At 69.7% G+C, this 26,251-nt stretch carries 29 protein-coding genes; 17 read left to right on the top strand and 12 right to left on the bottom strand.

What is annotated here, in order from left to right; translation table 11 throughout:
• Positions 1-123 precede the first annotated feature (123 nt).
• Positions 124-660, bottom strand: coding sequence for an NUDIX hydrolase (locus tag ABZV40_RS26565; RefSeq protein ID WP_355446893.1), 537 nt, complete (start codon positions 658-660; stop codon positions 124-126).
• 54 nt (positions 661-714) lie between these two features.
• Between ABZV40_RS26565 and nucS the strand changes: the two genes are divergently transcribed.
• A complete protein-coding gene (gene nucS, locus ABZV40_RS26560; RefSeq protein ID WP_355446891.1) occupies positions 715-1,374 on the top strand; it encodes an endonuclease NucS in 660 nt (219 codons plus the stop codon).
• Here nucS and ABZV40_RS26555 read toward each other — a convergent pair.
• Together ABZV40_RS26555 and ABZV40_RS26550 are read right to left on the bottom strand one after the other, a co-directional pair.
• The gene (locus tag ABZV40_RS26555) at positions 1,326-1,904 is read right to left on the bottom strand and encodes a hypothetical protein (RefSeq protein WP_355446888.1); all 579 of its coding nucleotides are present in this window, start codon (positions 1,902-1,904) and stop codon (positions 1,326-1,328) included. The genes nucS and ABZV40_RS26555 overlap by 49 nt on opposite strands.
• Before the next feature lie 4 nt (positions 1,905-1,908).
• Positions 1,909-2,529 (bottom strand): TetR/AcrR family transcriptional regulator C-terminal domain-containing protein, encoded by a 621-nt coding sequence (locus ABZV40_RS26550; RefSeq protein ID WP_355446885.1) that lies wholly within the window; start codon positions 2,527-2,529, stop codon positions 1,909-1,911.
• An 81-nt stretch (positions 2,530-2,610) separates the two neighbouring features.
• Here ABZV40_RS26550 and ABZV40_RS26545 point away from each other — a divergent pair, with 81 nt between their 5' ends.
• The 5 genes from ABZV40_RS26545 to ABZV40_RS26525 all read left to right on the top strand — a co-directional run bounded on the left by ABZV40_RS26545 (position 2,611) and on the right by ABZV40_RS26525 (position 8,683).
• The gene (locus ABZV40_RS26545; RefSeq protein ID WP_355446883.1) at positions 2,611-3,786 is read left to right on the top strand and encodes an MFS transporter; all 1,176 of its coding nucleotides are present in this window, start codon (positions 2,611-2,613) and stop codon (positions 3,784-3,786) included.
• A gap of 120 nt (positions 3,787-3,906) precedes the next feature.
• On the top strand, positions 3,907-5,598 hold the full coding sequence (locus ABZV40_RS26540) for a sodium:solute symporter family protein (protein WP_355446881.1): 1,692 nt from the start codon (positions 3,907-3,909) through the stop codon (positions 5,596-5,598).
• 11 nt (positions 5,599-5,609) lie between these two features.
• Positions 5,610-5,846: a hypothetical protein gene (locus tag ABZV40_RS26535; protein WP_355446878.1), complete on the top strand. Its 237-nt coding sequence runs from the start codon at positions 5,610-5,612 to the stop codon at positions 5,844-5,846.
• 241 nt (positions 5,847-6,087) lie between these two features.
• The gene (locus ABZV40_RS26530; RefSeq protein ID WP_355446875.1) at positions 6,088-7,098 is read left to right on the top strand and encodes a hypothetical protein; all 1,011 of its coding nucleotides are present in this window, start codon (positions 6,088-6,090) and stop codon (positions 7,096-7,098) included.
• Between the two features lie 79 nt (positions 7,099-7,177).
• On the top strand, positions 7,178-8,683 hold the full coding sequence (locus ABZV40_RS26525) for an aldehyde dehydrogenase family protein (RefSeq protein WP_355446873.1): 1,506 nt from the start codon (positions 7,178-7,180) through the stop codon (positions 8,681-8,683).
• Between the two features lie 59 nt (positions 8,684-8,742).
• On the opposite strand, the gene ABZV40_RS26520 is transcribed toward ABZV40_RS26525, so the two are convergent.
• Complete coding sequence (locus ABZV40_RS26520; RefSeq protein ID WP_355446870.1) at positions 8,743-9,738, bottom strand: iron-siderophore ABC transporter substrate-binding protein; 996 nt, start codon at positions 9,736-9,738, stop codon at positions 8,743-8,745.
• A gap of 144 nt (positions 9,739-9,882) precedes the next feature.
• Between ABZV40_RS26520 and dhaK the strand changes: the two genes are divergently transcribed.
• The 5 genes from dhaK (at position 9,883) to ABZV40_RS26495 (ending at position 14,943) form a co-directional block, all read left to right on the top strand.
• Complete coding sequence (dhaK, locus tag ABZV40_RS26515; protein WP_355446867.1) at positions 9,883-10,875, top strand: dihydroxyacetone kinase subunit DhaK; 993 nt, start codon at positions 9,883-9,885, stop codon at positions 10,873-10,875.
• Between the two features lies 1 nt (position 10,876).
• On the top strand, positions 10,877-11,503 hold the full coding sequence (gene dhaL, locus ABZV40_RS26510) for a dihydroxyacetone kinase subunit DhaL (RefSeq protein ID WP_355446864.1): 627 nt from the start codon (positions 10,877-10,879) through the stop codon (positions 11,501-11,503).
• 109 nt (positions 11,504-11,612) lie between these two features.
• A complete protein-coding gene (dhaM, locus tag ABZV40_RS26505; RefSeq protein ID WP_355446861.1) occupies positions 11,613-12,320 on the top strand; it encodes a dihydroxyacetone kinase phosphoryl donor subunit DhaM in 708 nt (235 codons plus the stop codon).
• Positions 12,321-12,536: 216 nt separating this feature from the next.
• Complete coding sequence (locus ABZV40_RS26500; protein WP_355446858.1) at positions 12,537-14,312, top strand: 3-hydroxybutyryl-CoA dehydrogenase; 1,776 nt, start codon at positions 12,537-12,539, stop codon at positions 14,310-14,312.
• Between the two features lie 43 nt (positions 14,313-14,355).
• A complete protein-coding gene (locus ABZV40_RS26495) occupies positions 14,356-14,943 on the top strand; it encodes a DUF3558 family protein (protein WP_355446855.1) in 588 nt (195 codons plus the stop codon).
• Here ABZV40_RS26495 and sigJ read toward each other — a convergent pair.
• On the bottom strand, positions 14,915-15,817 hold the full coding sequence (gene sigJ / locus ABZV40_RS26490; RefSeq protein ID WP_355446852.1) for an RNA polymerase sigma factor SigJ: 903 nt from the start codon (positions 15,815-15,817) through the stop codon (positions 14,915-14,917). The two genes, ABZV40_RS26495 and sigJ, sit on opposite strands and share 29 nt — an antisense overlap.
• Between sigJ and ABZV40_RS26485 the strand changes: the two genes are divergently transcribed.
• A complete protein-coding gene (locus ABZV40_RS26485) occupies positions 15,816-16,211 on the top strand; it encodes a hypothetical protein (protein WP_355446849.1) in 396 nt (131 codons plus the stop codon). The genes sigJ and ABZV40_RS26485 overlap by 2 nt on opposite strands.
• Here the strand turns inward: ABZV40_RS26485 and ABZV40_RS26480 are convergent.
• Positions 16,141-16,347: a zinc ribbon domain-containing protein gene (locus ABZV40_RS26480; RefSeq protein WP_355446846.1), complete on the bottom strand. Its 207-nt coding sequence runs from the start codon at positions 16,345-16,347 to the stop codon at positions 16,141-16,143. The two genes, ABZV40_RS26485 and ABZV40_RS26480, sit on opposite strands and share 71 nt — an antisense overlap.
• A 32-nt stretch (positions 16,348-16,379) precedes the next feature.
• Between ABZV40_RS26480 and ABZV40_RS26475 the strand changes: the two genes are divergently transcribed.
• Entirely contained in the window at positions 16,380-16,673 is a 294-nt protein-coding gene (locus ABZV40_RS26475; protein ID WP_355446843.1) for a hypothetical protein, read from the top strand.
• Between the two features lie 4 nt (positions 16,674-16,677).
• Here ABZV40_RS26475 and ABZV40_RS26470 read toward each other — a convergent pair whose 3' ends face one another.
• Complete coding sequence (locus tag ABZV40_RS26470) at positions 16,678-17,268, bottom strand: dihydrofolate reductase family protein (RefSeq protein WP_355446840.1); 591 nt, start codon at positions 17,266-17,268, stop codon at positions 16,678-16,680.
• 114 nt (positions 17,269-17,382) lie between these two features.
• Between ABZV40_RS26470 and ABZV40_RS26465 the strand changes: the two genes are divergently transcribed.
• Positions 17,383-20,160, top strand: a complete 2,778-nt coding sequence (locus ABZV40_RS26465) for an AAA family ATPase (RefSeq protein WP_355446837.1) — start codon at positions 17,383-17,385, stop codon at positions 20,158-20,160.
• Here ABZV40_RS26465 and ABZV40_RS26460 read toward each other — a convergent pair.
• Complete coding sequence (locus ABZV40_RS26460) at positions 20,157-20,840, bottom strand: alpha/beta fold hydrolase (protein ID WP_355446834.1); 684 nt, start codon at positions 20,838-20,840, stop codon at positions 20,157-20,159. The two genes, ABZV40_RS26465 and ABZV40_RS26460, sit on opposite strands and share 4 nt — an antisense overlap.
• Complete coding sequence (locus ABZV40_RS26455; protein ID WP_355446831.1) at positions 20,840-21,376, bottom strand: GNAT family protein; 537 nt, start codon at positions 21,374-21,376, stop codon at positions 20,840-20,842. The genes ABZV40_RS26460 and ABZV40_RS26455 overlap by 1 nt, the downstream gene beginning before the upstream one ends.
• Positions 21,377-21,405: 29 nt before the next feature.
• Here ABZV40_RS26455 and ABZV40_RS26450 point away from each other — a divergent pair, with 29 nt between their 5' ends.
• Positions 21,406-21,933, top strand: a complete 528-nt coding sequence (locus tag ABZV40_RS26450; protein ID WP_355446828.1) for a histidine phosphatase family protein — start codon at positions 21,406-21,408, stop codon at positions 21,931-21,933.
• A gap of 87 nt (positions 21,934-22,020) precedes the next feature.
• Here ABZV40_RS26450 and ABZV40_RS26445 read toward each other — a convergent pair whose 3' ends face one another.
• Both ABZV40_RS26445 and ccrA read right to left on the bottom strand, forming a co-directional pair.
• Positions 22,021-23,304 carry a chromosome segregation protein gene (locus tag ABZV40_RS26445; RefSeq protein WP_355446825.1) on the bottom strand — a complete coding sequence of 428 codons (1,284 nt, stop codon included), beginning with the start codon at positions 23,302-23,304 and terminating at the stop codon, positions 22,021-22,023.
• A gap of 36 nt (positions 23,305-23,340) precedes the next feature.
• Entirely contained in the window at positions 23,341-24,654 is a 1,314-nt protein-coding gene (gene ccrA, locus ABZV40_RS26440) for a crotonyl-CoA carboxylase/reductase (protein ID WP_355446822.1), read from the bottom strand.
• Positions 24,655-24,818: 164 nt separating this feature from the next.
• Between ccrA and ABZV40_RS26435 the strand changes: the two genes are divergently transcribed.
• A complete protein-coding gene (locus tag ABZV40_RS26435; RefSeq protein WP_355446819.1) occupies positions 24,819-25,178 on the top strand; it encodes an SPW repeat protein in 360 nt (119 codons plus the stop codon).
• Between the two features lie 66 nt (positions 25,179-25,244).
• Entirely contained in the window at positions 25,245-25,823 is a 579-nt protein-coding gene (locus ABZV40_RS26430; RefSeq protein WP_355446816.1) for a TetR family transcriptional regulator, read from the top strand.
• On the opposite strand, the gene mce is transcribed toward ABZV40_RS26430, so the two are convergent.
• Positions 25,789-26,232 (bottom strand): methylmalonyl-CoA epimerase, encoded by a 444-nt coding sequence (gene mce / locus ABZV40_RS26425; protein ID WP_355446813.1) that lies wholly within the window; start codon positions 26,230-26,232, stop codon positions 25,789-25,791. The genes ABZV40_RS26430 and mce overlap by 35 nt on opposite strands.
• Between the last annotated feature and the right edge of the window lie 19 nt (positions 26,233-26,251).

Below are 26,251 nucleotides of genomic sequence, written 5' to 3'. Positions count from 1 at the left end.
CACTTCGCCGGCTGGTTTGGTGGTTTTCGGGCGCATCCCTCCACGCCAGGTGGAGGAAGGCGCCCTTCATCCACGTAACTGCCCGGCAGACGGGGGTGCGGACAAGACCCTCTGGCAAGGCGCTCAGGGCTGGGCGTGCTCGTGGAGCAGGAGCAAGGTGTAGGCGGCGATCGACTGGGCGTCGGTGATCTCGCCCTTCGCGATCATCGCCTCGAGGTCGGCGCGCGGGAACCACTCCGAACGCATGTCCTGCTCCTCGTGCTCCCGCTCGTGGAAGCCCTCGGTGAGGTCGGTGGCGAGGAACACGCGGCCGCGCTGGGACGACATGCCGGGTGCGACGTCGAGCACGCCCAGTTCGATCATCTTGCCGGCCCGCAGGCCCGTCTCCTCGCGCAGCTCGCGCGTGGCCAGCTCCAGCGGGTCGGAGTCGGCGCGGTCGGGCGCGGTGCCCTGCGGGAACTCCCAGCGCCTGACGCCGAGCGGGTACCGGTACTGCTCGACGAGCCGCACGCGTTCGCCGTCCAGCGGGATGATCAGCGCGTAGTCCGGTTTGTCGACCACGCCGTAGATGCCGTCGGTGCCGTCCGCGCGCCGGATCTCGTCCTCGCGCACGGTCATCCAAGGGTTCGAGTACACCTGACGGGTGCCAAGGCTCTCCACGCCACGGACCGTACCTAACGTCTCGTCCGTGGACACACCCCGTAGCCTGTCGCGGTGCGTCTCGTCATCGCTCGCTGCCAGGTCGACTACGTAGGACGACTCACCGCCCATCTGCCGATGGCTCAGCGACTGCTGCTGATCAAGGCCGACGGCTCGGTGTCGATCCACTCCGACGACCGCGCGTACAAGCCGTTGAACTGGATGAGCCCGCCCTGCTGGCTCATCGAGGACCCGGACATCTGGACCGTGCAGAACAAGGCGGGGGAGAAGCTGATCATCACCCTCGAAGAGTTGCTGCACGACTCCAAGCACGAGCTCGGCCCGGAGCCCGGTCTGCAGAAGGACGGTGTCGAAGCCGATCTGCAGAAGCTGCTCGCCGAGCACGTGACCACCCTGGGCGAGGGCTGGACGTTGGTGCGCCGCGAGTTCCCGACCGCCATCGGCCCGGTCGACCTGATGTGCCGGGACGCGTCCGGTGCCTCGGTCGCTGTGGAGATCAAGCGCCGCGGCGAGATCGACGGCGTCGAGCAGCTCACCCGGTACCTGGAGCTGCTGAACCGCGACCCGCTGCTCGCGCCGGTGCAGGGCGTGTTCGCGGCGCAGCAGATCAAGCCGCAGGCGCGGACGCTGGCCGAGGACCGCGGGATCCGGTGTGTGGTGCTGGACTACGACGCGTTGCGCGGGATCGAGCCGGACGAGTTCCGACTGTTCTGATAGACCGCCATGAGCGTGTAGTCGAAGACGTCGAGCCGGTTGTGGTCCAGGTCCCGCAGCCGGTAGGCGGCGGACATCACCTCGGTCATCGCGCCGACCTCGTCCCGCACGGCCTGGGGCAGCGCCTCCCAGCCCGGTCGTGAGCCGCAGGGCGCGCAGATCTCGCCCCGGTTGTGGCCGCAGCCCAGGAGCGGACGGTCGCAGGAGGGGCACGTCCAGCTCACGTGCCCGTAGTCGGTCTCCGCGCAGGAGCAGGTCCTCTTCCCCAACCTGCCGCGGTAGGAGGCCAGCTTCATGTACTCCATGGTGGGGCGCCGGTGCCCGTCCAGTTCAGCCAGCTGGTAGCCCGACCGGATCGGGCCGTCCGCGTCGATCATCGGGCCGATCTCGTCCCGCACGGTTCGGGGCAGCGCCTCCCAGACCGGTCGCAGCTGACAGATGTCGCAGACGTCATGCCCGTTGGCGCCGCCGTCGGTGACCACCGCGCGGCACAACGGACACACCCAGGTCCTCTGCCTGTGATCAGCCACGGGGTCAGTCTGGGGCGCCGGACGCACGGCCGCACGTGGTTTTCGCGCCCTCGATCAGCAGCATCAGACCGTGCTCGAAGTCGGCGTCGCGGTCCTCCATCCGCAGCACTTGGGCGGCTTCCTTCAGCAACGGCACGTCGTCCAGGTCCGGGTACAGCGGCTCCTGGGCGTTCTGCAGCCACGCCTGCTCCTCGGTCACCCACCCCATGAGGTAGCGCTCGACCGCGAGCATCAGCCGCAACGCATCGAGCGGTGTGAACCCCGAGTCGCAGAGCGCGCGCACCTGTGACTCGATGGCCGGCAGTTCGCTCGCCGTCGGCACCGTGCCGTGGTGAACGCGCGCGCCGTCGCGGTAGGCCAGGAGCGCCTGGCGCTTGGCCCGTGCGTCGGCGGCCAGCCACACGCTCCAGTCGTCGGTCGGGCGGCGGTCCGGGGGCAGGACCTCCGCCTGCATCTGCTCGGCCATCAGGTCGAGCAGCTCGCGCTTGTTCTTGAAGTGCCAGTACAGGGCGGGTGACTGCACGCCCAGCTCGGCGGCCAGTCTGCGGGTGCTCAGGCCGTCGATGCCCACCTCGTTGAGCAGCTTCAACGCCGTGCGGACGACCTGGTCCCTCTGCAACGCCATCGAGCACCTTCCGAAAAACCTGTTGGCGCCCGTCACCTTATCGTCGCTAAATTCTCCTTATCACCGATAAGGAGGTCTGACGTGGACCTGCGCCCGTTGCGGCAGAAGGACTTCCGGCTCGTCTGGCTGTCCGGGGCGGTGACCATGCTGGGCACCGTCTTCACCATGACGGCGGTGCCGCTGCAGATCGCGGCGATCACCGGGTCGCCGCTCGCGGTCGGTGCCGTGGGGGTCGTCGAGCTGTTGCCGTCGATCGCCTTCGGGCTCTACGGCGGCGTGCTCGCGGACCGGTTCGACCGGCGGACCATCGCGCTCGTCACCGAGGTCGCGCTGGCGGCGGTCGTGGCGTTGCTGCTGCTCAACCCGACCAGCCTGGTCTTCCTGTTCGGGTCGGCGGCGGCCGCGGCCGCGCTCCAGGGGGTGCAGCAACCTGCGCTGGAGGCCATGATCCCGCGCCTGGTGCCCCGTGATCAGCTCGTCGCGGCGGGAGGGTTGCTGGGGTTGCGGTGGGGTGTCGGCGGGATCTTCGCGCCGGCCGCGGCCGGGATCGTGATCATCACCGCCGGGGTGACCACGGCCTTCGCGTTCGACCTGGTGACGTTCGCGGTGTCGGTCGCGCTGCTCGCGCGCGTTCGTGCCGTGCGGGCCGCGCCAGACGCCGAATGGCCGAGGTTCGTCGACGGCGCGCGGTACGTGGCGAGCAGGCCGGACCTGATCGGCACCTACCTGGTCGACCTCGCGGCCACCGTGCTGGCGCTGCCGACCGCGCTCTTCCCGTTCCTCGCGGCGGACCGGCCGTGGGCGGTCGGGTTCCTCTACTCGGCGTCGGCGCTGGGGGTGCTCGTGGCCGCCACGACGGGTGGCTGGACCAGCCGCGTCACCCGGCACGGGCGGTGGGTGCTGGTCGCCGCCGCGCTCGTGGGCGTGGCGATGATCGGGGTGGCCGTCAGCCGCGACATCTGGTTCGTGGTCGCGTTCCTGGCGCTGGCGGGAGCGGCGAACTGGCTCGGTGACACGTTCCGCGGCGCCATCTGGAACGGCACGATCCCCGACGAGCTGCGCGGGCGGCTCGCCGGCGTGGAGATGCTCGTCGGGTCGGTCGGGCCCGCGCTCGGCGATCTGCGTGCGGGTGCGATGGCTGCACGGTTCGGCATCAGGAAGACGGTGGCCATCGGCGGTGTGGCTTGTTTGTCGTCTGCAGGCGTGCTCACGGCAGCGTTGCCATCACTTTGGCGCTACGAGGATCAACTTCAGTGAGCGCCCCATCACAGGTCGTGGTTTCGTGATCGCCTGCACGGGGTAAGAACGGGCGCACCTGGAGTAACGTTCCCTCCTGGTCGTTGATGTCGGACTTTGTGGAAGTCTGGGAGGTGGGCGGTGTCGGTGTTGGCCGGGGCGGACCTGCGGCTTGACGCGGGACCGATCGACTACGCGTTGCTCGTCATCTACTTCGCGGTGGTGCTGGGCATCGGCGTGATGGCGAGAAGGTCCGTCTCCTCCAGCCTCGACTTCCTGCTGTCCGGGCGGTCGCTGCCGGCGTGGGTCACCGGGCTCGCGTTCATCTCGGCGAACCTCGGCGCGCTCGAACTGATGGGCATGACGGCCAACGGTGCGCAGTACGGCATGGCGACCGTGCACTACTACTGGATCGGTGCCATCCCGGCGATGGTGTTCCTCGGTCTGGTGATGATGCCGTTCTACTACGGCTCGAAGGTGCGCAGCGTTCCCGAGTTCATGCGCCGTCGGTTCGGCAAGCCGGCCCACCTCGTCAACGCCATCAGCTTCGCCGTCGTGCAGATCCTGATCGCGGGCATCAACCTGTTCGCGCTCGCGGTGATCATCGACGCGCTGCTCGGGTGGCCGCTGCCGGTGTCCATCGTCGTCGCGGCGCTCGTGGTGCTCGCGTACACGACGCTGGGCGGCCTGAGTGCGGCGATCTACAACGAGGTGCTGCAGTTCTTCGTCATCGTGGCCGCGCTGGCGCCGATCACCATCCTCGGTCTGATCAAGGTCGGCGGCTGGCAGGGGCTCGTCGACAAGGTGACCGACAAGGAACAACTCAGTGCCTGGCCCGCGACGGAGCTCACCGGCATCGACAACCCCGTGTGGAGTGTCGTCGGGCTGGTGTTCGGTCTCGGGTTCGTGCTGTCGTTCGGTTACTGGACGACGAACTTCGCCGAGGTGCAGCGCGCGATGAGCGCCAAGTCGATGTCGGCGGCCAAGCGGACGCCCATCATCGGTTCGTACCCGAAGGCGCTCATCCCGGCGGTCATCGTCATCCCCGGCATCATCGCCGCGGTGATCGTGCCGGAGATGGCCCAGCTGAAGTCGGGCGATACGAGCAGTGGCGTGGTCTACAACAACGTGCTGCCGTTGCTCATGCGCGACCTGCTGCCCAACGGCATCCTCGGTGTCGCGATCACGGGTCTGCTGGCGAGCTTCATGGCCGGTGTGGCGGCGAACGTCAGCTCGTTCAACACGGTCTTCACCTACGACCTGTGGCAGGACTACATCAAGAAGGACCGGCCGGACGAGTACTACCTGCGTGTCGGGCGGTTGGCCACGGTCGGTGCGTGCGTGCTCGCGATCGGCACGGCGTTCATCGCGGCGGCGCTCGGCGGGTCCAACATCATGGACTACATCCAGGCGCTGTTCTCGTTCTTCAACGCGCCGCTGTTCGCGACGTTCATCCTCGGCATGTTCTGGAAGCGGATGACGCCGACCGCGGGCTGGGTGGGTCTGCTCGCGGGCACGTTCACCGCGATCTTCATCTACGCGATCTCGGAGCCGTCGTTCGGCATCAAGTGGCTGGAACTGCCCGGCCAGGGCGCGAGCTTCCTCGGCGCGGGTCTCGCGTTCGCGGTGGACATCGTCCTGAGCGTCCTGGTCAGTCTGGTGACGCGGCCGAAGCCGGACAGCGAGCTGGGCGGACTGGTCTACAGCCTGACGCCGAAGGAAGACCGCTCGCACTCCACCACCGGCGAGGACGCGGGCTGGTACCGCTCGCCCGCCCTGCTCGGCGGCGGAGTGCTGGCGCTGACGGCCGTTCTCTACATCGTCTTCGGCTGAGGGAGGCCGTCATGAGGTTGTTCGACCTGCGACTGATCATCGCTTTCCTCTTCGGCCTGTACGGCGTTGTACTCGTCGTCGTCGGTCTCGGTTTCACGTCCGACGACGACCTGAAGAAGGCCGAAGGGGTCAACATCAACCTGTGGGCCGGCATCGCCATGGTGGTGCTGTCGGCGGCGTTCGCCGCGTGGGCGACGTTGCGGCCTCAGTTCGCGGACAAGGACAAGCAGCCGCTCAAGGAGCTGTGACTGCGTCTTACGACTGGGGACGACCAGGGTAAACAGGGTTGAAGGCCTCGATCGTCCACGCGTCGAGCCAGTTGAATGCGCGGCGAATGCGGTTGAACACGTCTCTCCTTCTATCGGGGTCTTCACCCGGTACATCGCGTTGATCTTCTGAATCGTTCCCGAAGCGCTCCGTGACTCCGGCCACGCCTGGATCACGGGGTACCGCCCACGGGCGGGCGCGAAGGTCGCTACCGTGCACGTCGTGCCCCGTTTTCGTGCCACAGCCGTGGTCGCCGCCGCTGCTCTGCTGATGGCCGGCTGCGCGACCGGTCCAGGTCTCGCCAAGACGCACTCCGCGCGCCGCACCGTGCAGGCGGGCGCGGACGCGAGCTCGACCGACCCGTCGTCCAAGCCGTCCGCGCAAGCGGGCAAGCCGGTCGACCCGGCGTTCGCGGCGGAACGGTTGCGGCTGGTCAACCCGTGTGCGTTGATCGAGAAGGAAGTGCTGCAGACGGTCGGCACGCCGTCGAAGTACACGAGCGGCAACTACACGCGCTGCTCGAACTACATGAAGGACAAGGCGGGCAAGACCCTCAACATCACGTTGGAGATCGGCTACACGTTGTCTTCCACGGAGCTGAAGAACGCGACGAAGCAGCTCGCCGGGCTCAAGAGCGGCGAGCAGAAGCTGGGCTCGTCGTGCTTCGTCACCGCGGTGACGCAGGAGAACCCGGGGCAGTCCGTCCGGATCCAGTCGAGCACCGGCACCGGTGACCAGGCGGCCGATCCGTGCGAGCCGGGGCGCAAGGTGCTCGAGGGCGCGGTCCGCAAGCTCCGGGGCAACCCGCAGAAGTACACCCCGCCCAAGGGGTCGCCGGTCGAGGTCGACCCGTGCGCGGCCGTCGACAGGGCCACGCTCGCGCCGGTGCTCGGTGCCTCGCCGCGGGCGCTGCCGTTCGGCCTGCACCAGTGCTCGTGGACCGGGCAGAGCGCGCAGATGCAGCTCGAGTTCAGGACGGCGCGCATCCCCAAGGACGGCAAGTTCGACCGCGACTCCGCCGAGGTCGATCTCGGCGGGGTGAAGGGCTACCAGGTGCTCAAGGACGGTCCGTTCCCGACGTGTGATCTGATCGTGGTCCGCACGAAGGACGCCAGCGACGCGGGTGAGATCGCGGACTTCTCCGTCGGAGCGTCGAAGGAGAAGACACTGGACCGCTGCCAGGCGGCGCAGGCGTTCGCCAAGGCGGTGCTTCCGGGCCTGCCCAGCGCCTGACGGGGCCAGGCGGGGGCTGAAAGTTCTTCAAGTACGCGTTAGTGTCGAGGTTACTGGCGAGTACCCCCGGGAGGGCTCAATGACGCAGACCGCTTCGGACAGCGCGCTGTCGGCCGATGGCGAGCAGCGGCGGTTCGCTTCACTGGACCCGCGCACGGGCGAGGTCGTCGCGCACCACCCGATCCACACGGCCGCTGAGGTCGAGGAAGCGGTGTCCTCGGCGCGCGAGGCTTCCGCGTGGTGGGCGGGCCTCGGTTTCGAGGGGCGCAAGACCAAGCTCGACGCGTGGCGCAGAGTCCTGTCGAAACGCGCCGACGAGTTCGTGTCGCTGATCAGCGCGGAGACCGGCAAGCCGGCCGACGACTCCCGCGTCGAGATCGCGCTGGTGATGGACCACCTGCACTGGGCCGCGCGGCATGCGGGCCGTGTGCTGGGCAAGCGCCGTGTCTCCTCCGGCATGTTGATGTTCAACCACAGCGCGACGGTTGAGTACCTGCCGTTGGGCGTCATCGGCGTCATCGGGCCGTGGAACTACCCCGCGCACACGCCGATGGGCTCGATCGCCTACGCGCTCGCCGCGGGCAACGCCGTGGTGTTCAAGCCTTCCGAGTTCACGCCCGGGGTGGGCACGTTCCTCGCGTCGACGTTCTCCGAGGCGGTGCCGGAGTACCCGGTGTTCCAGGTGGTCACCGGCTTCGGTGAGACGGGCGCGGCGCTGTGTGCGGCAGGTGTCGACAAGGTCGCCTTCACGGGGTCCACGCGGACCGGCAAGAAGGTCATGGCGGCGTGCGCTCAGACGCTGACGCCGGTGCTCGTCGAGTGCGGCGGCAAGGACGCGTTGATCGTCGACTCCGACGCGGACCTGGCGGCCGCCGCGGAGGCCGCGATGTGGGGCGCGGTGTCGAACGCCGGCCAGACGTGCGCGGGCGTCGAGCGCGTGTACGTGGCCGAGGACGTTGCCGACGAGTTCATCGAGATCGCGGTGAAGCGGGCGCGCAAGCTCAAGCCGGGTGGCGAGCCGAGCGCGGACCTCGGGCCGATCACGATGCCGTCGCAGGTGGAGATCATCCGCGAGCACGTCCAGGACGCGCTGGACCGCGGCGGCAAGGCGCTGGTGGGCGGGCCCGAGTCGATCAGGCCGCCGTACGTCGAGCCGGTCGTGCTGACGGACGTGCCGGAGGACTCGCTGGCGATCACCGAGGAGACGTTCGGGCCGACCGTGGTGATCAACCGGGTGCCCAACGCGCTGGAGGGCGTGCGGCTCGCGAACCAGTCGAAGTACGGGCTGGGCGCCGCGGTGTTCTCGAAGTCGCGCGGCGAGGAGCTGGCGCGGGAGCTGCGGGTCGGCATGGTGTCGGTCAACTCGGTGCTGACCTACGCGGCGATTCCCGGGCTGCCGTTCGGCGGGGTCGGCGACTCCGGGTTCGGGCGCATCCACGGCGAGGACGGGCTGCGCGAGTTCGCCTACCCGAAGGCCGTGACGAAGCAGCGGTTCAAGGCGGTGCTCGACATGGCGACGTTCGACCGGTCGTCGTTGGCGGGCAAGCAGATGCTGCGGCTCGCGCGGATGCTCTTCGGCCGCTGAACGATGAACGGCGCTTTCGTCCACTTGGGGTGGGCAAAAGCGCCGTTCATCGTTGAGGCTCAGGCGCCGAGCTGCGTCTTGAGGTCGTCCAGGACCACGTTCGCGGCCAGCACGCCGAGGCCGAGGAAGTAGGTCTCGTCGGCGACCGGCTTGGCCTTGCCCGACTTGACGGCGTTCAGGCCGCTCCACAGCGGACCGCCGAGGACCGAGGGCTGCGCGGTCTTGGCCGGGTCGCCGTAGGTCGAGTAGACGACGAAGTCCGCGTCGGCCTTGCCGATCTGCTCCGCGCTGACCTCGGCGGCCAGGTCGTCGACCTGGGACGGGGTCGGCTGCGGGATCTTGGCGTCGACGAGGATCGTGCCGATGAACGACTTCTTGGCGTACAGACGGATCTTGCCCGGCATGAAGCGCAGTGCCGTGACGGTCGGGCGCACGCCGAGCTTCTGCTCGATCGCGGTGCCGGTCGCGGTGGCCTTGTTCGTGTAGTCCTCCAGCATCTTCGCGGCGTCGGCCCGGCGGTCGAGCGCGGAGGCGTTGAGGAGGAAGTTCTCCTTCCACACGTAGCCGGGGCGCGCGGAGAAGACGGTCGGTGCGATGGCGCTCAGCTTCGGGTAGAGGGCTTCCGCGCGCAGCTTCGAGCCGAGGATGAGGTCGGGGTCGAGCTTGGTGATGGCCTCGAGGTTGAGGTTGTTGATCGTGCCGACGTTCTCCGGCGTGCCCGCCTTGTCGCCGATGTAGGACGGCATGGCCGGGGAACTGTCGGTGTAGGCGATGCCGACCGGCTTGATGCCGAGCGCGACAACGTTGTCCAGCTCGCCGGTGTCGAGCACGATCACCCGTTCGGGCTTCTTCTCCAGCTTCGTCTCGCCCATCGCGTGCTTGATCGTGCGGGGGAACTCGCCGGGTTTCGCGGTGGTGCCGAAGTCGTTGCTCAGCTCGCCCGCCTTGCCGAAGTCCGCGCCGCCCTGGGCGACGGTGGGCTTGTCGGGCGTGCTCTGGGCGCACGCGGTCAGGGTCAGTGCGACCGCGACGAGCAGTGCTGCTCTCTTCGACACGACGTGGTTCCTCCACTACTCGCAGTGACTTTGACCTGCATTTCTTAGGGCAGCCTAACGGTACCCGGGACGTTTGCCCGTTCCGAGTGTCAGACCCCCGGAGTAAGAAGGAACACGGTCACCGCCGATCGGGAGGGCTGTTCCATGAAGAAGATCATCAATGATCCGGAGACCGTGGTGCGGGACGCGCTGCGGGGAATGCAGGCCGCCCATCCCGATCTGCTGTCGGTGCACCACGACCCCGCGGTCGTGGTGCGCGCGGACGCCCCGGTGCAGGGCAAGGTCGCGATCATCTCGGGCGGCGGCTCCGGCCACGAACCGCTGCACGGCGGGTTCGTCGGGCGCGGCATGCTCGACGCGGCCTGTCCCGGCGCGGTCTTCACCTCGCCGACACCGGACCAGGTGCTGGACGCCGTCGCCCGGACGGACGGCGGGGCGGGGGCGTTGCTGATCGTGAAGAACTACACCGGCGACGTGCTGAACTTCGAGACCGCGGGCGAGATGGCGGAGTCGGAGGTGCGCAGCGTCGTGATCGACGACGACGTGGCGGTGAAGGACTCGCTGTACACGGCGGGCCGGCGTGGCGTCGGCGGCACGGTCCTGCTGGAGAAGATCGTCGGCGCGGCGGCGGAACGCGGCGACTCGTTGAACGCCTGTGTCGCGCTGGCCGAGCGGGTGATCGCGTCGGTGCGGTCGATGGGCCTGGCGTTGACCGCGTGCACGGTCCCGCACGTGGGCTCGCCGTCGTTCGAGCTCGCCGACGACGAGATGGAGATCGGCATCGGCATCCACGGCGAACCGGGCCGGGCGCGGGTGCCCGTCGGGTCCGCCTCCGAGATGGTGTCGGCGTTGCTCACCCCGATCCTGGACGACCTGCCGTTCACCTCGGGTGACCGGGTGCTGCTGTTCACGAACTCGATGGGCGGAACTCCGCTGATCGAGCTGTACTTGGCGCACGGCATCGCCGAACAGCTGCTCGCCGACCGGGGGATCACCGTGGAACGCAGACTCGTCGGCCCGTACATCACCAGCCTGGAGATGCAGGGCATGAGCCTCACGTTGCTGAAGCTGGACGACGAGATGATCTCGTTGTGGGACGCGCCGGTGCACACGCCCGCACTGCGGTGGGGAGTCTGAGGTGGGGTGCACGGCGGCGGACGTGGTGGTTGCCCTGCGCGCCGCGGCCGCGGTGGTCCAGGAACACCGCGACGAACTGGTGCGCCTCGACCAGGCGATCGGCGACGGGGACCACGGCGAGAACATGAAGCGCGGCTTCACGGCCCTGCTGTCCCGTTTGGACACCGAGGAGCCCTCGTCTCCCGGCAAGGTGCTGAAGCTCGTCGCCACCACACTGATCTCGACGGTGGGCGGCGCGGCAGGTCCCTTGTACGGCACCGCTTTCCTGCGCGCGTCGGCCGCCGTGGGCGACGCGGAGGAGCTCGACGGCGAGACCGTGGCGCGCGCCCTGCAGGCCGCGCTGGAGGGCGTGGTGGCGCGCGGCAAGGCCGTGGTGGGCGACAAGACGATGGTGGACGCCCTCACCCCGGCCGTGGCCGCGGCCGCCTCGGTGAACGGCTCGGTGGCGGCAACCCTGTCGGCGGCGGCCGACGCGGCGGCAGAGGGCGCGGAGTCGACGATCCCGATGGTGGCGCGCAAGGGGCGGGCGTCGTACCTGGGCGAGCGCAGCGCCGGCCATCTGGATCCGGGCGCACGGTCGACGGCCTTGCTGCTGCGGGCCTTCGCGGATGCGACGGCCAAGGCGTGACGGCGTTGTCCATGGGCGCCGTGTCGGTGGCACGTGCACCAGTTCGACCCGGAAGCGCCGCCGCGGCGGCGAGACGGAACGTTCGGCGAGGCGGAGCAGGGGTGGCGGTATGACGGCGGCGTCGGACACCGGCCGGGTGGGGCTGGTCATCGTCTCCCACAGCGACATGCTAGCCAACGGCGTCGCCGAACTCGCCGGCCAGATGGCGCCCGACGTCGCCGTGCTGCCCGTCGGTGGCACGGAGGAGGGCGGTCTCGGCACCGACTACGGCTCGGTGGTGGAGGCTCTGGCGGACGCGGACTCCGGGGCGGGCGTGGTGGTCCTCTACGACCTCGGCAGCGCGAAGATGACCGCCGAGATGGCCGTGGAGTCCGCGGACGACCCGTCGCGCTACGCCGTGGTCGACGGGCCGCTGGTGGAAGGTGCGGTGGCGGCAGCCGTTGCGGCACAAGGGGGTGCGTCCCTCGCCGACGTCGCGGCCGCTGCGGAGGGCGCGTCGGGCGAGAGTCCGGCGGCGGTGTCTTCGCGGCCTGCTTTGCACCTCGTGTCGGATGCGGTGTCCGCGGAGGTGTTGCTGACCAACGACGTGGGCCTGCACGCCCGCCCGGCGGCGTTGCTGGCGCGCACGGTCGCGGAACTGGATGCGGACGTCGTCGTTCGGTACGGCGACGAGGAGGCGAACGCGGCGAGCGTGCTGGCGTTGATGGGGTTGAGCGCGCCGGGCGGCGAGTCGATCACCGTGGTGGCGACGGGCAAGGACGCCGAGGAGGCGGTCCGGCGGATCGAGGAGCTGGCGGAGAGGGGGTTCGACGACTGAGCACGCGGTGCGCTCGCCGGCAACCCGGATGGCTCAACTCCGCGCTGCCCCACATGGGTTCATCAGGCAGAAGGCCCAGTTCTAGGCGTTTGCTGGACCGATAACTGTTTCGATCCTGATGGCGAAGCTCACGGCGCCCGTCCGTGCTGGGAGTGGCATAGTCGCCCGCAAGTTACTCCTTGGTAGCCCACGCTTTACCCCGCAGGGAGGTCTGCAGTGGCGCGCGAAATCAACACCGTCGGAGTCGTCGGCTTCGGAACCATGGGTGCGGGCATCGTGGAGGTACTCGCGCGCACCGGGCTCGCGGTGAAGGTGGTGGAAGTCGACGCCGCGGGGGTCGAGCGCGGGCTCGGGCACCTGGAGCACTCGACGACGCGCGCCGTGAAGCGCGAGAAGCTCACCGAGGACGAGAAGGCCGCGCTGCTCCGCCGGGTCTCCACGAGCCTCGACCTGGGCAGCCTCAAGGGATGCGACCTGGTCATCGAGGCGGTGCCGGAGAGCGTCGAGCTGAAGACCAGGATCTTCAAGGAGCTCGACGAGATCCTCGACCCCGAGGCGATCATCGCGTCCAACACGTCGAGCTTGTCGATCACCGAGATCGGGGTCGTCACGAAGCGGCCCGGCAAGGTCGTCGGCCTGCACTTCTTCAACCCCACGCAGGTGCTGAAGCTGGTCGAGGTCGTGCGCACGGTCGTCACGGAACCGGACGTGATCACCGACGTGGTCGCGTTCGCCGAGCGGCTGGGCAAGTCGCCCGTCGTGATCGGGGACAGGGCCGGCTTCATCGCCAACGCGCTGCTCTTCCCGTACCTCAACCACGCGGTGAAGATGCTGGAGTCCAAGTACGCGACGCGCGAGGACCTGGACGCCGCCATGCGGTACGGCTGCGGTTACCCGATGGGACCGTTGGCGCTGTTGGACCTCATCGGGCTCGACACCGCGTACGAAATCCTCGACACGATGTACCACCAGTCGCGCAACCGGTTGCACGCTCCGGCGCCGCTGCTCAAGCAGATGATCACCGCGAACCTCCTGGGGCGCAAGACCGGGCGTGGCTTCTACACCTACGACGGGCCGGACTCGCCGGTCGTCGTCAAGGACGCGCTGACACCGTCCGAAGTGGACGCCACCACGCAGACCCGTGAGGTGCAACGGGTCGGTGTCATCGGCACGGGCACCATGGCCACGGGCATCGCGGAGGTGTTCGCCAAGCGCGGGTACGACGTGGTGCTGCGGGCGCGCAGCCTGGAGAAGGCGGAAGCCTCGATCGGGGCGGTGCGCAAGTCGCTCGACCGCGCGGTCAGCAAGGGCAAGCTCGCGGAGGCCGACCGGGACGCGGTTCTGCAGAGGATCTCGCCCGCCGTCGAGTTCGTGGAGCTGGCGGACTGCGACCTGATCGTCGAGGCGGTGGCCGAGGAGATCGGCATCAAGAAGGAGGTCTTCGCGGCGCTCGACGAGGTGTGCAAGCCCGGCGCGGTGCTCGCGACGACCACGTCCTCGTTGCCGGTCATCGAGATCGCCGCGGCGACCAGCAGGCCGGAGGACGTCGTCGGCCTGCACTTCTTCAACCCGGCGCAGGTCATGAAGCTGGTGGAGATCGTCGAGACGATCTCCACGGGCGCCGACGTGGTGGCGACGGCCCGCAGGATCTGCCTCGACCTCGGCAAGCACCCGGTGCACTGCGGTGACGTGGCCGGCTTCATCGTGAACGCGCTGCTCTTCCCGTACCTCAACGACGCGGTGAAGATGCTGGAGGCCCACTACGCCGAGGCCGACGACATCGACAACGCGATGAAGGTCGGCTGTGGCCTGCCGATGGGACCGTTCGCGCTGCTCGACGTCGTGGGGCTGGACGTGTCGCTGGCGATCCAGCGCACGCTCTACATGGAGTTCCGCGAGCCCGGTTTCGCGCCGGCGCCGCTGCTGGAGCACCTGGTGACGGCCGGCCGCCTCGGCCGCAAGACGGGCAAGGGATTCCGCGACTACTCGTGAGCCGCTAACAGGAGCACCATGTCGCGTCTGGCATGGTGGTGTCATGCGGCGACTGGTGCTCCTGTTGGCTGTCCTCGTGCTCGCTTCCGGCTGTGCCGGCAAGACGGTCGAGGGCACTCCCGTCGCGCAGGCACCGCTCGACGCGACCTCGCCGTTCGACAAGGACCAGACGTCGACCGATCCGAGCTCCACCGAGGACCCGCAGGTCGCGCCGATCGACGGTGAGGTCAAGGGCGTGTGCGCGAAGCTCAGGTGGACCGACCTGCCCTACCCCGGCGCGAAGGCCGAGACGCCGCCCACGCAGATCAACTACGACTCGACGTTCGACCAGTCGTGCCGCTGGACCACGAAGATCGACAAGGTCGAGGTCGGCGTCTCCCTGCGGTTCCGCGAGGGCAAGCAGATCACGATCGAGCGCACCACCGGTGACTGGGACGTCAAGGGCCACAAGGTCACGTACCTCGACCGTTCCAACGAACCGGACGTCGAACCGTCGTGCGTGCTCGTCGTGCCCTACGACGGCGGTGGGCTCGGAATCATCATCATCGACTCGTCCGGCAAGTTCGGCACCGTCTGCGACCAGGGCCGCAAGGTCGCCGAGGTCATGATCGACCGCGAGCACTCCAGCTAGCCAGCTTCTCCGGGTTCCGCACCGCCCAGATCCTGGTGACCCGGTCGTCCACCACCTCGAACGCGGCGACGGTCACCGTGACGCCGTCGTGCGTCGCGACCAGGCCCGGCCTGTTGTTGACCGTCGTGGCGAGAAGCGTGAGATCCGGTGCCAGCCTGCCGATGCCGACGAGGTGGCGGGCGATCTGCTCGCCGCCCACGACCGGCTTCAGCGCCGTGCTGACCTGGCCGCCGCCGTCGGCGACCATGACGGCCGTCGGATCAAGCAGGGCGACGAGAGCCTTGATGTCCTTCGCTTCCCAGGCGTGCTTGAAGTCCTTCACGACCTCCGCCCGCCTCGCGGCCGGCGTCTCGTCGCGCTGGACGGCACGGATCCGCCGCCGCGCGGACGTCGCCAGCTGCCGGCACGCCGCCGGGCTCCTGCCGACGATGTCCGCCACCTCCGCGAACGGGTAGCGGAAGACGTCGTGCAGCACGAAGCTCACCCGTTCCGCCGGGGTCAGCTGCTCCAGCACCACCAGGAACGCCGTGGTGACCGACTCGTCGAGCGTGATCCGGTCCGCCGGATCGCAGCTCTGGTCGGGAAGCGGCTCCGGGAGCCACTCGCCCACGTAGCGTTCTCGCCTGACCCGCGCCGAACCCAGCACGTCCAGGCAGATGCGGCTCGCCACCCTCGTCAGCCAGGCGCCGGGGGACTCGATCGCGTCCCGCTGCTCCGGCGACAGGGCGTACCAGCGCGCGGAGGTCTCCTGCAGCACGTCCTCGGCGTCGGTCAGCGACCCGAGCAGGCGGTAGGCCAGGTTCAGCAGCTGCCGCCGCTCGGCGGTGATCTCGGCCGCCTCACGTTCCGGGCTGCTGTGTCGTCGGACTGTCATGGTCAAACTCCTGCACACCACCGTCGCCCTGCAGACCGCGCTCGTCTTCGTCCAGTCGATCACGGCGGGGCTGAGGATGACCCTCCCGTACGGTCACGTCTTCCACAGCGCCGGTTCGTACGCGTTGTGGGTCGTGGCGGTCTCCCACCTCGTCGTCGCCGTGCTCGCGTGGCGGCCGGGAGGCGGGTCAGCGCAGCCGATCCGGTACGCGGCGGGCTTTCTGGCGTTGATCACCGCTCAGGTCTTCGCCGGCGTCTTCCACCTGGTGGCGCTGCACATCCCTCTCGCCGCCGCGCTGCTCGTCGCCAGCGTGCTGTACCTGCTCAGGATCCGTAGCACCCGCCACCACAGCAGCCACCGCCGCCCTGAGCGGGCTGCTGCCGGGTCCCGCTGATCCCGGCCATCGACAGCAGCTTGACCGTGTCGGCGTGACCGTCGGGGCAGCTCGCCGGAGCGGACGACTCGCTCATCGGGCGCTGCAGCTCGAAGGTGTCGTCGCAGGTTCGGCAACGGAACTCGTAGGTCGGCACGGCTCGATTCTACGAGCGGTTACCGTGTGGCCGTGCCCCGTCGCAACGCGCCCAAGAACGAAGATCCCCGACCGCTCGGCGGGGGTGTCGGCTGGGCACGCGTGGAGTCGGGCTCGGACGGTGAGTGGCTGGTCCGGGCCATCTCGGGCGCGCAGGCGCAGAAGACCTACCGCTGCCCCGGTTGCGACCACGAGATCAGGCCCGGCGTCCCGCACGTCGTCGCCTGGCCGGCCGAGGAGACCGGCTCGGTCGAGGAACGCCGCCACTGGCACCAGGGCTGCTGGGACTCGCGCGGCCGTCGGGGGCCGACCGCGCGACGGTGGTGAGTCCTCACGCCGACGGTTTCCGGTCGTAGGTCAGGCAGATCGCGCCGCTCTCGGTGACGCGGCTGGCCGTGAGCGACCAGGACGACGTCGCCAGGCCGTCGGTGAACAGCCGCTCGCCACCGCCCACCAGCTCGGGACACTGCGTGATGCTCAGCCGGTCCACCTCGCCTGCGTCGAGCAGCAGGCGGATGACGCTCGTGCTGGCCAGCACGATGATGTCGCCGCCCTCCTCCTGCCTGAGCTGCTTGACCGCGGTCACGGGGTCGGTGCCGGCGAGCCGGGCGTTGTCCCAGGTCACCTCGGTCAGCGTGGTGGAGAGGACGACCTTCTCGACGCCGTTGAGCCAGCGGGCGAACGTCCGGTCGGGTGCCGCCGCGTTCTCGTCGTCGGCCACCGCGGGCCAGAAGCCGCTGAAGCCCTGGTAGTTCTTGCGCCCCAGCAACGCCGTGGTGGCGGGTGCGGTGACCTGAACCATGTGCTCGCGGGAGCTGTCGGTCACCGCGTGGGGGACGATCCAGCTCATGTCGTACTCGCCGCCGGGACCGTTGATCCGGCCGTCGAGGGAGAGCGAGATGTTGGCGGTCACGATGCGCATTTCGGGGTTCCTCCCGGTGTGTTGGAATGACCCGCACAGCGTGTCCTCGCAGGTGGTGCGTTGTCGTCGTCAGACCTGACGACTTCCGGCCCGGATTTGGAGGAGCGGCGGGGGATGTTGGTCGGCAGGGCCTCGGAGGTCGCCGCGCTGCGTGCCGCGTTCGACCGGACCCTGGCCGGGCGACTGGGGGTCGTCCTGGTCTCCGGCGAGGCGGGCATCGGCAAGTCGGAGCTCGTGTCGGCGGTGGTGCGCGACCTGCCGGGCGACCCGCTGGTGCTGGCGGGCGGCTGCCTCGAACTCGGTGCGGACGGAGCGCCGTACGCGACGTTCGTCGCCGTACTGCGGGAACTCGTCCGGCGGCTCGGGCATGACCGCGTGGTGGAGTTGCTGCCGAGGGACGGGACGGCGCTGGGCGACTGGCTGCCGAGCCTCGGTCCCGCGCCGGCGGGATACGGGCGGACCAGGCTGCTGGAGGAGGTCCTCGGCCTGCTCGCCGAGGTCGCGCGGGCCCACCCGCTCGTTCTCGTGGTGGAGGACCTGCACTGGGCGGACGCGTCCAGCCGTGAGCTGTTCGCCTACCTCGCCCGCAACCTGACCGGCAGCGCGGTGCTGATGATCGGCACCGTGCGCACCGGCGAGCTCGCGGCCGGGCACCCGAACCGGCGGCTGCTCGCCGAGCTGGGCAGGCGGGTCGAGGTGACCAGGGTCGAGCTCGGTCCGCTGGCACGCGCGGACGTCGCCGCACTGCTCACGGCGATCGACGGCCTGCCACCGGATCCGGCCCGTGCGGCGCGGATCCACCGGCGCAGCGGAGGCAACCCGCTGTTCGTCGAAGCACTCGCCGGTGCGGGCGAGACACCGGCGGAAGACCTGAGGACGTTGCTGCTCGACCGGACCGCGGCGTTGCCCGCGCCGGCACGTGAGGCGCTGGCGACGCTCGCGGTCGCGGGCAGGGGGCTGACCGACGACGTGCTCGCCGCAGTCGGCCCGGTCGTGGACGAGCTGCAGGCCGCGCTGTCCGACCTGGTCGGGCACGGCCTGGTCGTCGCGGGCCCGGACGGGTACGCGATCAAGCACGACCTGATCAAGGAGGCCGTGTACGGCGCGTTGCTGCCTGCTCAGCGACGCCGGCTCCACGCGCGCTGCGCGGAGCACGGCACCGATGGCGTTGCTCTGGCGGAACATTGGCTCGCTGCGGGAGAGGTCGGGCGGGCTGTGCCCGCGGCGTTGCGCGCGGCGGCACAGGCCGGTCGGCAGAACGCCTACGACGAGCAACTGCACCTGCTGGAACTCGTGCTGGCCCAGCGGACTGACGACGTCGACCGCGTCGCGGTGCTGGAGGCCGCGGCGACGGCGGCGCTGGCCGCGGGGAAGTCGGCCGCGGGCATCGCGCACAGCACCGCCGCGCTGGACGAGCTCGACGCGGCCGCGGACCCGGTTCGGGTGGCGGCGTTGCTCGGGGTTCGCGGCCAGTCGCGGTTCCGCGTCGACGGGACCGGCCGCGACGACCTGGAGCGCGCGGTCACCCTCGTGCCGGCCGGGGCGCTGCGCGGATCGCTGCTGGCCACGCTCGGGTTCATCGGGGTCAGCGAGTGCCGTTACGACGAGGCCAGGCGAGCGGCAACGGCAGCTGTCGAGATCGCCGGAGAGCTCGTGGACGACGGCACGAAAGCCCGTGCGCTGCTGGTCATCGCCGCGTTGGACGGTGTCGGAGGTCTGCTGGAGTCCGCGACCGCGAGCTATGCGATCGCGCGCGACCTGGCCGAGGCCGCGGGCGACGAGCACACGTACCTGATGACGTTCCAATGGGAAGCCGGACTCCTGGACGCGGCAGGCCACTACGCGCGGGCCGCCGAGCTCGGCCGGATCGGTCAGCAGGCGGCCGAACGACTGGGGCGCAGCCGATCACGCGGCAGCATGCTGGCCAACGCACGCCTCGTGCCGTTGCGGTACCTCGGCGAGTGGGACGAAGCCGTGCGCATCGGTGAGGACGCGCTCGCGGAAGACCCGCCGCCGCTCTACGGCGCGTTCAACCGCATGGTGCTCGCGGACATCGCGCGCTGCCGAGGCGAACGAGAACGCTTCGAGCTGTTGCTGCGGCAGCTGACCGAGTTCGCCCGCCACTCGCACGGCGCCCCCGAGGCCGTGGTCGAGATCGCGATCCAACGCGTGGCGTGGGCGCTCGACACGGGTGCGCTCGAGCAGGCCGACCACGTGCTCGCCGAGCACCTCGGTGGTCGGTGGCCGGCCAGGGAAACGCTGCGGCTGGCGTTGCTGGGCGCCAGGGTGCAGCGGGCGCGACGGGTGGCGGCGCCGCGCAACCGGCGGGTCGCCACCGAGACCGCGGCCCGGCTCGCCGAGCTGTCCACAGTGGTCTCCTCCGTGCCGGACCTGCGTGGGCTGACCGCGTACCACCTGACGTTCCGCGCGCTGACGACCGAGGACGTGCTGCCTGCCTGGGACCGGGCGGTCGAAGCCTGGCGGGACCTGGGTGACCCGTACCAGACCGCGGTGGCGCTCACCGACGCCGCGGCGTGCGCACTCGCGTCGAACAACCGCCCCGGCGCATCGGTGCGCCTGCGCGAGGCCCGCGCACTGGCAGCCGGGCTCGTGGCGGCACCGCTCCTCGTCCGCATCGACGAGCTCGCCGACCGCGGCCGGATCGGCGCGGCAGGCCCGGTGCAGCAAAACGACTTCCGCCTGACCCGCCGTGAGGTGGACGTCCTGCGCGTCGTGGCCAGGGGCCGGTCGAACGCGGAGGTCGCGGCCGAGTTGTTCATCAGCGCCAACACGGTCGCGACCCACGTCGCCAGGATCCTCGGCAAACTCCAGGCCGCGACCCGCACGGAGGCCGTGAGCCGGGCGCGCGAGTCGGGCCTGCTGGACCGCTAGACGCGGACCTGGGCGCGCCACCGCTCGAGCCGGGCGCGGACCTCCGCCGGCTGCTCGACCGGCGGCAGGTGCCCGGCGTCCTCGACGCGTTCGCTCGTGGCGTGCTTCAACGTCACCGCGAGCTTCGCGGCCACGTCGGGAGGCGTGAGCTTGTCGTGCTCGCCCACCAGCACCAGCGCCGGCACGTCCAGCGCCTCCAGCACCTCGGTGGAGTCGGGCCGCTTCGCCATGGCGCGCTGCCACCACGCCACGTCCTCCGGCCGTTGATCAAGGATCATGGTCCTGGTCAGGTTCCGTGCCTGCGGTGACGCGTTCGGGCCGAGCAGGTTCGGCAGCGTCGCGTCGACGAGCCATTCGCCGACGCCTTCCCACTCGACCCGGTCGGCCATGGCGTGCCGGTTCGCGGCGGCCTCCGGTGTGTCCGCGGTGTGCTTGGTGTCGATGAAGACCAGGCCCTTCACGCGTTCTGGAGCGTGCCTGAGCACGGCCATCGCGACGTAGCCGCCCATCGAGCACCCGCCGAGCACGACCTGGCGGTCGCCCAGCTGGTCGACGACCTGGCGCGCGAGCGTGTCGAGGTCCGGCTCGCCGTGGCCGCGGAGGCCCGGCGTCAGCGCGCCCGGCACGTCCCACATCCGCGCGTCGAGCGGAAAGGCGTGCAGCAGCACCAGATCGTCCATCAGCTCTCCCACTCCGGCGCCAGCACCGACCACACCTCGAGGTCCTGCCGGACCCCGCGCAGCGGGTAGTACGAGCGCAGCACGCCTTCCTTCGTCAACCCGAGTCGCCGCGCGACCGCGATGCTCGGCTCGTTCTTCGGCGACACCAGCCACTCAACCCGATGCACACCGCGCTCGCGAACCGCCCAGTCGATCAGGACCTTCGCGGCCCGCGTGACCAGCCCCTTGCCGGTGGCGCTCGGCTCCAGCCAGCACCCGACCTCGGCCCGGCCCTGCGGCACGTCCATCTGCCGCAGCATCACGCCGCCGACCAGCTTCTCGTCGAGCCAGATCCCGCAGATGCGCGCGGTGTCGGCGGCGGCGTTGTCGGCGTACTGCTGGAGCAGGTTCCGCGCGCTCTCCAGATCTTTCGCCCTGTCCGCGAACGCGATGTGCGTCGCGATGAAGTCCCGGCCGCGCTCGATGTGCGCGAAGAACTCCTCTGCCTGCCAGGGCTCCAACGGGCGCAGCTCGGCGCCGTCACCCAACGACCTCACGTACATCCTGTTCCCCCAAGATGAGTGTTGTGACCACCCGAATCGTATTCGTGCGCCATGCGCGGTCCGTGCACCCGCGCCTCGGCGTTCCGGACTCCGACGAGCGGCCGTTGGCCCCGGACGGCCTGGCCGCGGCCCAGGAGCTGGTGCCGCGCCTCGTGGCGTGCGCGCCGTCGGCGGTGTTGTCGAGCCCGCAGCGACGGGCGGTGCAGACCGTGGCACCGGCGGCCGAGGCGCTCGGCCTGGAGGTGACGACGTGGCCGGAGCTGCGGGAGTGGGAGTCGGGGCTGCTGCCGAGTGCGGACTGGGAGGAGTTGTACGCCTTCAGCTGGGCCAACCCGTCGGTCGCACACGGGGCCGGGGAGAGCCTGGACGAGCTGACCGTGCGGGCGGGGAAGGCGTTGGCGCGCATGGCCGCGGAGTACCCGGACGCCACCGTGCTGGTGGGGTCGCACGGGACCTTCCTGTCGCGTGCGTTGATCGCGGCGGGGCAGCACGCCGACTGGGAGTCCTGCCGCGCGATGCCGATGCCGGCGATCTACGAGGTTACGGCCTGACCTGCGCGGACGCGGAATTGTCGGTGCCGTCTGGGAGAATGAAAGCAGGGGACCCCCTGGAGGGGACCCCTGCGCGAGCTTGGGCGGTCAGGACTTCTTGGCGGGTTGCGGCCGCGAGATCTTCGCGGTCGGACCGTCGACCTGGGGTGGCTGGGCGGGCTTGCCCGGTCCGGCGGCGGAAGGCGGTGCCGCGGGGGCTGCCTGAGGCGCGGCAGCCTGCTTCTGCTGTGCGGCAGCGGGCGGGCCCTGCGTCGGCTGAGCCTGCTGTGCCGCGCCGGGCTTGCCCTGTGCGGCGGGGGTCGCCTGAGCCTGTGCGGGCGCGGGCTGAGGCGGTACCGGTGCCTTCTCCGTCTGACCCGCGGGCGGCTCCGACTCCTCCTCCACCGGGTCGAGCAGCGGCACGACCTCCTGCAGCGCCGTCCGCACGCTGTGCAGCTGGTGCGAGAGGCGGTTGCGGAGGTTGCGCAGCTGGTCGACGCGCTGCGTGGCGGCGGTGGTGCGGCGGTTGGCTTCCTCGGTGGCCTCGCGGACTCGGCGGTTCGCCTCGTCGGTGGCTTCCTGGATGCGGGCGGTGGCCTCGGTGATCGAGTCGTGGCGGCGGCGGTTGGCCTCTTCGGTGGCCTCGCGGACGCGGCGCTCGGCCTCGGCCTTCGACGAGGTCTGCTCCTGAGCGATGGCCGCGCGGACGCGGGCGGCTTCCTCGGCGGCCTCGCGCAGGCGGCGGTCCGCCTCGGCCTTCGAGGTGGCCTCCTGCTGGGCTAGGTTGGCCATGGCCTCGGAGCGGCGGGCGGCCATCGCGATCTCGAAGTCCTCTTCGACGGTCACGCGGCGGGCCTCGGACTCGTCGGCGATCTTGCGGGCGGCGGCCTCGGCCTCGGAGACGATCTTCTCGGCCTCGGCGCGGGCCGTTTCCAGCACGCCCTTGTGCTCGGCCTCCATGGCCGCGCGGCGCTCGTCGAGCTCGGTGATGAGCTTCTCGTAGCGCTGGCGCAGCACACCCGCGTCGGCTTCCGCCTTGGCGCGGATGTGCCCGCCTTCCGCTTCGGCACGGGCCTTTATCTCGTTGGCCTCGTCCTGGGCCAGCCGCAGCATGCGCTGGAGGCGCTCGGAGAGCCCCTCCAGCGTCGTCGGCGGCAGCGACAGGCGTTCCACCTGGTTGCGCAGCTCGGTCATCTCCGAGCGTGCGGCTTCCAGCTGGCGCGCCAGGTCGGACGTCTGGGACACGGCGGCATCGCGGTCCGCGGCGAGCAGCCGCAGGTCCGAGTCGAGGCGTTCGAGATGATCCTCGACCTGGGCGCGGTCGTAACCGCGCTTGACGATGTCGAAGCCGGATCCCAGGGGGACGAGGTCACGGTCGTCGGCGAGGCCCATGCCCCTCACGCTACCCGTTCGGGTAACCCCAGAAGGTCACACACCCCGGAATCGGTTGATGGCCGTGAGGTGCTTCGCACGCATCTCGTGGTCGAGAACGCCCAAACCCTCTTCCGGGGCAAGGCAGAGCACGCCGACCTTGCCCTGGTGCGCGTTGCGGTGCACGTCGTGGGCTGCCTGGCCCGTTTCGTCCAGTGAGTACACCTTGGACACTGTCGGGTGAATCTTTCCCTTGGCGATCAAGCGGTTCGCCTCCCACGCCTCGCGGTAGTTCGCGAAGTGCGAGGAGATGATCGACTTCAGGTTCATCCACAGGTAGCGGTTGTCGTACTGGTGCATGTACCCGGAGGTCGACGCGCACGTGACGATCTTGCCGCCCTTGCGCGTCACGAACACCGAGGCGCCGAACGTCTCACGGCCGGGGTGCTCGAACACGATGTCCGGGTCCTCACCGCCGGTCAGCTCGCGGATCTTCGCGCCGAACCGCTTCCACTCGCGCGGGTCCTGCTCGTGCTCGTTCTTCCAGAACTTGTAGCCCTCGGCGGACCGGTCGATGATCAGTTCGGCACCCATCGAACGGACGATCTCGGCCTTCTCCGGCGAGGAGACGACGCAGATCGGCGTCGCGCCGCCGTTCAGCGCGAACTGCGTGGCGTAGGAACCGAGACCGCCGGACGCACCCCAGATCAGGACCGTGTCGCCCTGCTTCATGTTGGCGCCGTTCACGGACACCAGCTGGCGGTAGGCGGTCGAGTTGACCAGACCGGGCGAGGCCGCTTCCTCCCACGTGAGGTGCTTGGGCATCGGCATCAGCTGGTTCGACTTCACCAGCGCGAGGTCCGCGAGACCACCGAAGTTCGTCTCGAAGCCCCAGATCCGCTGCTGCGGGTCGAGCATCGTGTCGTTGTGGCCGTCCGGCGCCTCCAGCGGCACGTCCAGACAGTGCGCCACGACGCGGTCGCCCGGCTTCCACGCGGTGACGCCGGGACCGACGCGCACGACGACACCCGCCAGGTCCGAGCCCACGACGTGGTACGGCAGGTCGTGCCGGCCGCCCAGCTTCTTCAGGAACCCGAACGTGGACACCGGCTCGAAGATCGAGGTCCACACGGTGTTGTAGTTGATCGCGGAAGCCATGACGGCGACCAGCGCCTCGCCCGGCCCGAGCTCGGGCGTGGCCACCTCGTCGACGTGCAGCGACTTGCGCGGGTCCTTGTCCCGCGTCTCGAGGCCCGAGAACATGTCGGCCTCGTCCGCGTGCACGGTCACGCCCCGATAGCTCTCCGGAACGTCCAGGGAACCGATCGCGTCCAGCTCGTCGGCCAGGATCGCGTCAAGGATCTTCTGCACGGCGGCATTCCTTCCCAAGTGAGGGATAGTCGCAGGTTGCCGGAGGTTACTCAGGAGTAACCGATTCAGAATCCCGCTTGTGAGGGATTCCACTCAGAAGAGTTGACCGGGCGGCCAACCAAGAGGACAATGAGAGGCGTTGGAAGAGGAGGAGGTGTGTGGAGATGACCAAGGCGTGGACCAGGTGGCAGGACTGGGCTGAGGTGGCTATCGGCGTGCTGGTGCTGCTCTCTCCGCTCGTCGTGGACACCTCGAAAGCGGCCATGTGGACGATGATCGTGCTCGGCGCGCTCATCGCGCTCGACGGACTCGTCGATCTGGCCGTGCCCGCGATGATCTACGGGGAGTACGTGCAGCTGGTGCTGGGCGCACTGCTGTTCATCTCGCCGTGGGTGATGAGCTACACCGACATGACCCAGGCTTCGTGGGTTTCCTGGGTCGGTGGCGTTCTCACCGTCGCCGCGGGCGCTCTGGCGATGCCCGCCGCGAACGCAGCGCACTCGGCTGCGGCGCAGCCTCACTGATCAACTGGAGTTTTCGTGGGCCCAGGAGCTTTCTTGGGCCCACACCCCGCTGGGTGGGAGGAACGCGTGGAGGACTCGGCCAAGGAACGCATCCTGGCCGCAGCCGAGGAGCTCTTCGCCGACTCTGGCTTCGACGCCACCCCGACCTCGCGCATCGCCGAACGCGCCGGCGTGCCCAAAGGTCTGGTGCACTACTACTTCAACCGCAAGAAGGACCTGCTGGCCGCGCTGGTCGCCCGGCTGCCGGACAGCACGGTCGACCACCGCAGGGTCGTAGTGGTGGGGGACATCGCCGAATCGCTCAGAAGGCTCGTCGCGGCACTGGACGCGCGCCTGAACGCATCACCGTTGCTGTCACACCTGCTGTGGCGTGAAGCGGATACGCATTCGGCGGTCCGCGACGCCATGCGGGCGCGCTACGACAACGTCGCGGCGCAGATCAAACAGGTCATCCTCGCCGCGGGCGGCGCGGCGGTGGCGATCAAGGACGTCGAGGCGGCCGCGGCGCTCCTCGCGCTGGCCGTGAGCTACCGGCATTCGGTGGCACGGCACAGCGACGAGGACGACCCGATCGACCGAGAGCTGAGCTTCGTCGCCAGCGCTCTCGTCGCTAATGCTTCGCCGCGGGTTCGACCAGCTCGATGAGCACGCCACCGGCGTCCTTGGGGTGCACGAAGTTGACGCGGCTGTTCGACGTGCCGCGCTTCGCCTTGTCGTAGAGCAGCCGCAGGCCCCTGCCCCGCAGCACGTCCGCCGCGAGGTCCACATCGGACACTCGATAGGCGAGCTGCTGCAGGCCGGGCCCGGACCGGCCGATGAACTTGGCGATCGTCGAGTCCTCGTTCAGCGGCGCCAGGAGCTGGATCGCGGTGCCGTCGTGGTCGCCGGGCGCGTGCAGCATCGCCTCGCGCACGCCCTGCTCCTCGTTCACCTCTTCGTGTGCGACTTCGAGGCCGAAGTTGTCGCGGTAGAACGAGATCGCCACGTCGAGGTCGGGCACCGCGATGCCCACGTGGTCGATCGCGGTCACGAATCGAGCGAGTTCTGCGTTCATAACGGGCAAGGGTAACTAC

Source organism: Lentzea sp. NPDC004782 (assembly GCF_040609115.1).
Classification (GTDB): Bacteria; Actinomycetota; Actinomycetes; order Mycobacteriales; family Pseudonocardiaceae; genus Lentzea.
This window is presented reverse-complemented; position numbering and strand designations above follow the sequence as displayed.

Excerpts from the sequence above, each read along its gene's own strand:
- ABZV40_RS26550 (WP_355446885.1), bottom strand. The coding sequence starts at position 2,529 with ATGGCGTTGCAGAGGGACCAGGTCGTCCGCACGGCGTTGAAGCTGCTC.
- ABZV40_RS26535 (WP_355446878.1), top strand. The coding sequence starts at position 5,610 with ATGAGGTTGTTCGACCTGCGACTGATCATCGCTTTCCTCTTCGGCCTG.
- ABZV40_RS26525 (WP_355446873.1), top strand. The coding sequence starts at position 7,178 with ATGACGCAGACCGCTTCGGACAGCGCGCTGTCGGCCGATGGCGAGCAG.
- dhaK (WP_355446867.1), top strand. The coding sequence starts at position 9,883 with ATGAAGAAGATCATCAATGATCCGGAGACCGTGGTGCGGGACGCGCTG.
- dhaM (WP_355446861.1), top strand. The coding sequence starts at position 11,613 with ATGACGGCGGCGTCGGACACCGGCCGGGTGGGGCTGGTCATCGTCTCC.
- ABZV40_RS26495 (WP_355446855.1), top strand. The coding sequence starts at position 14,356 with ATGCGGCGACTGGTGCTCCTGTTGGCTGTCCTCGTGCTCGCTTCCGGC.
- ABZV40_RS26485 (WP_355446849.1), top strand. The coding sequence starts at position 15,816 with ATGGTCAAACTCCTGCACACCACCGTCGCCCTGCAGACCGCGCTCGTC.
- sigJ (WP_355446852.1), bottom strand. The coding sequence starts at position 15,817 with ATGACAGTCCGACGACACAGCAGCCCGGAACGTGAGGCGGCCGAGATC.
- ABZV40_RS26470 (WP_355446840.1), bottom strand. The coding sequence starts at position 17,268 with ATGCGCATCGTGACCGCCAACATCTCGCTCTCCCTCGACGGCCGGATC.
- ABZV40_RS26465 (WP_355446837.1), top strand. The coding sequence starts at position 17,383 with ATGTTGGTCGGCAGGGCCTCGGAGGTCGCCGCGCTGCGTGCCGCGTTC.
- ABZV40_RS26460 (WP_355446834.1), bottom strand. The coding sequence starts at position 20,840 with ATGGACGATCTGGTGCTGCTGCACGCCTTTCCGCTCGACGCGCGGATG.
- ABZV40_RS26445 (WP_355446825.1), bottom strand. The coding sequence starts at position 23,304 with ATGGGCCTCGCCGACGACCGTGACCTCGTCCCCCTGGGATCCGGCTTC.
- ABZV40_RS26435 (WP_355446819.1), top strand. The coding sequence starts at position 24,819 with ATGACCAAGGCGTGGACCAGGTGGCAGGACTGGGCTGAGGTGGCTATC.
- mce (WP_355446813.1), bottom strand. The coding sequence starts at position 26,232 with ATGAACGCAGAACTCGCTCGATTCGTGACCGCGATCGACCACGTGGGC.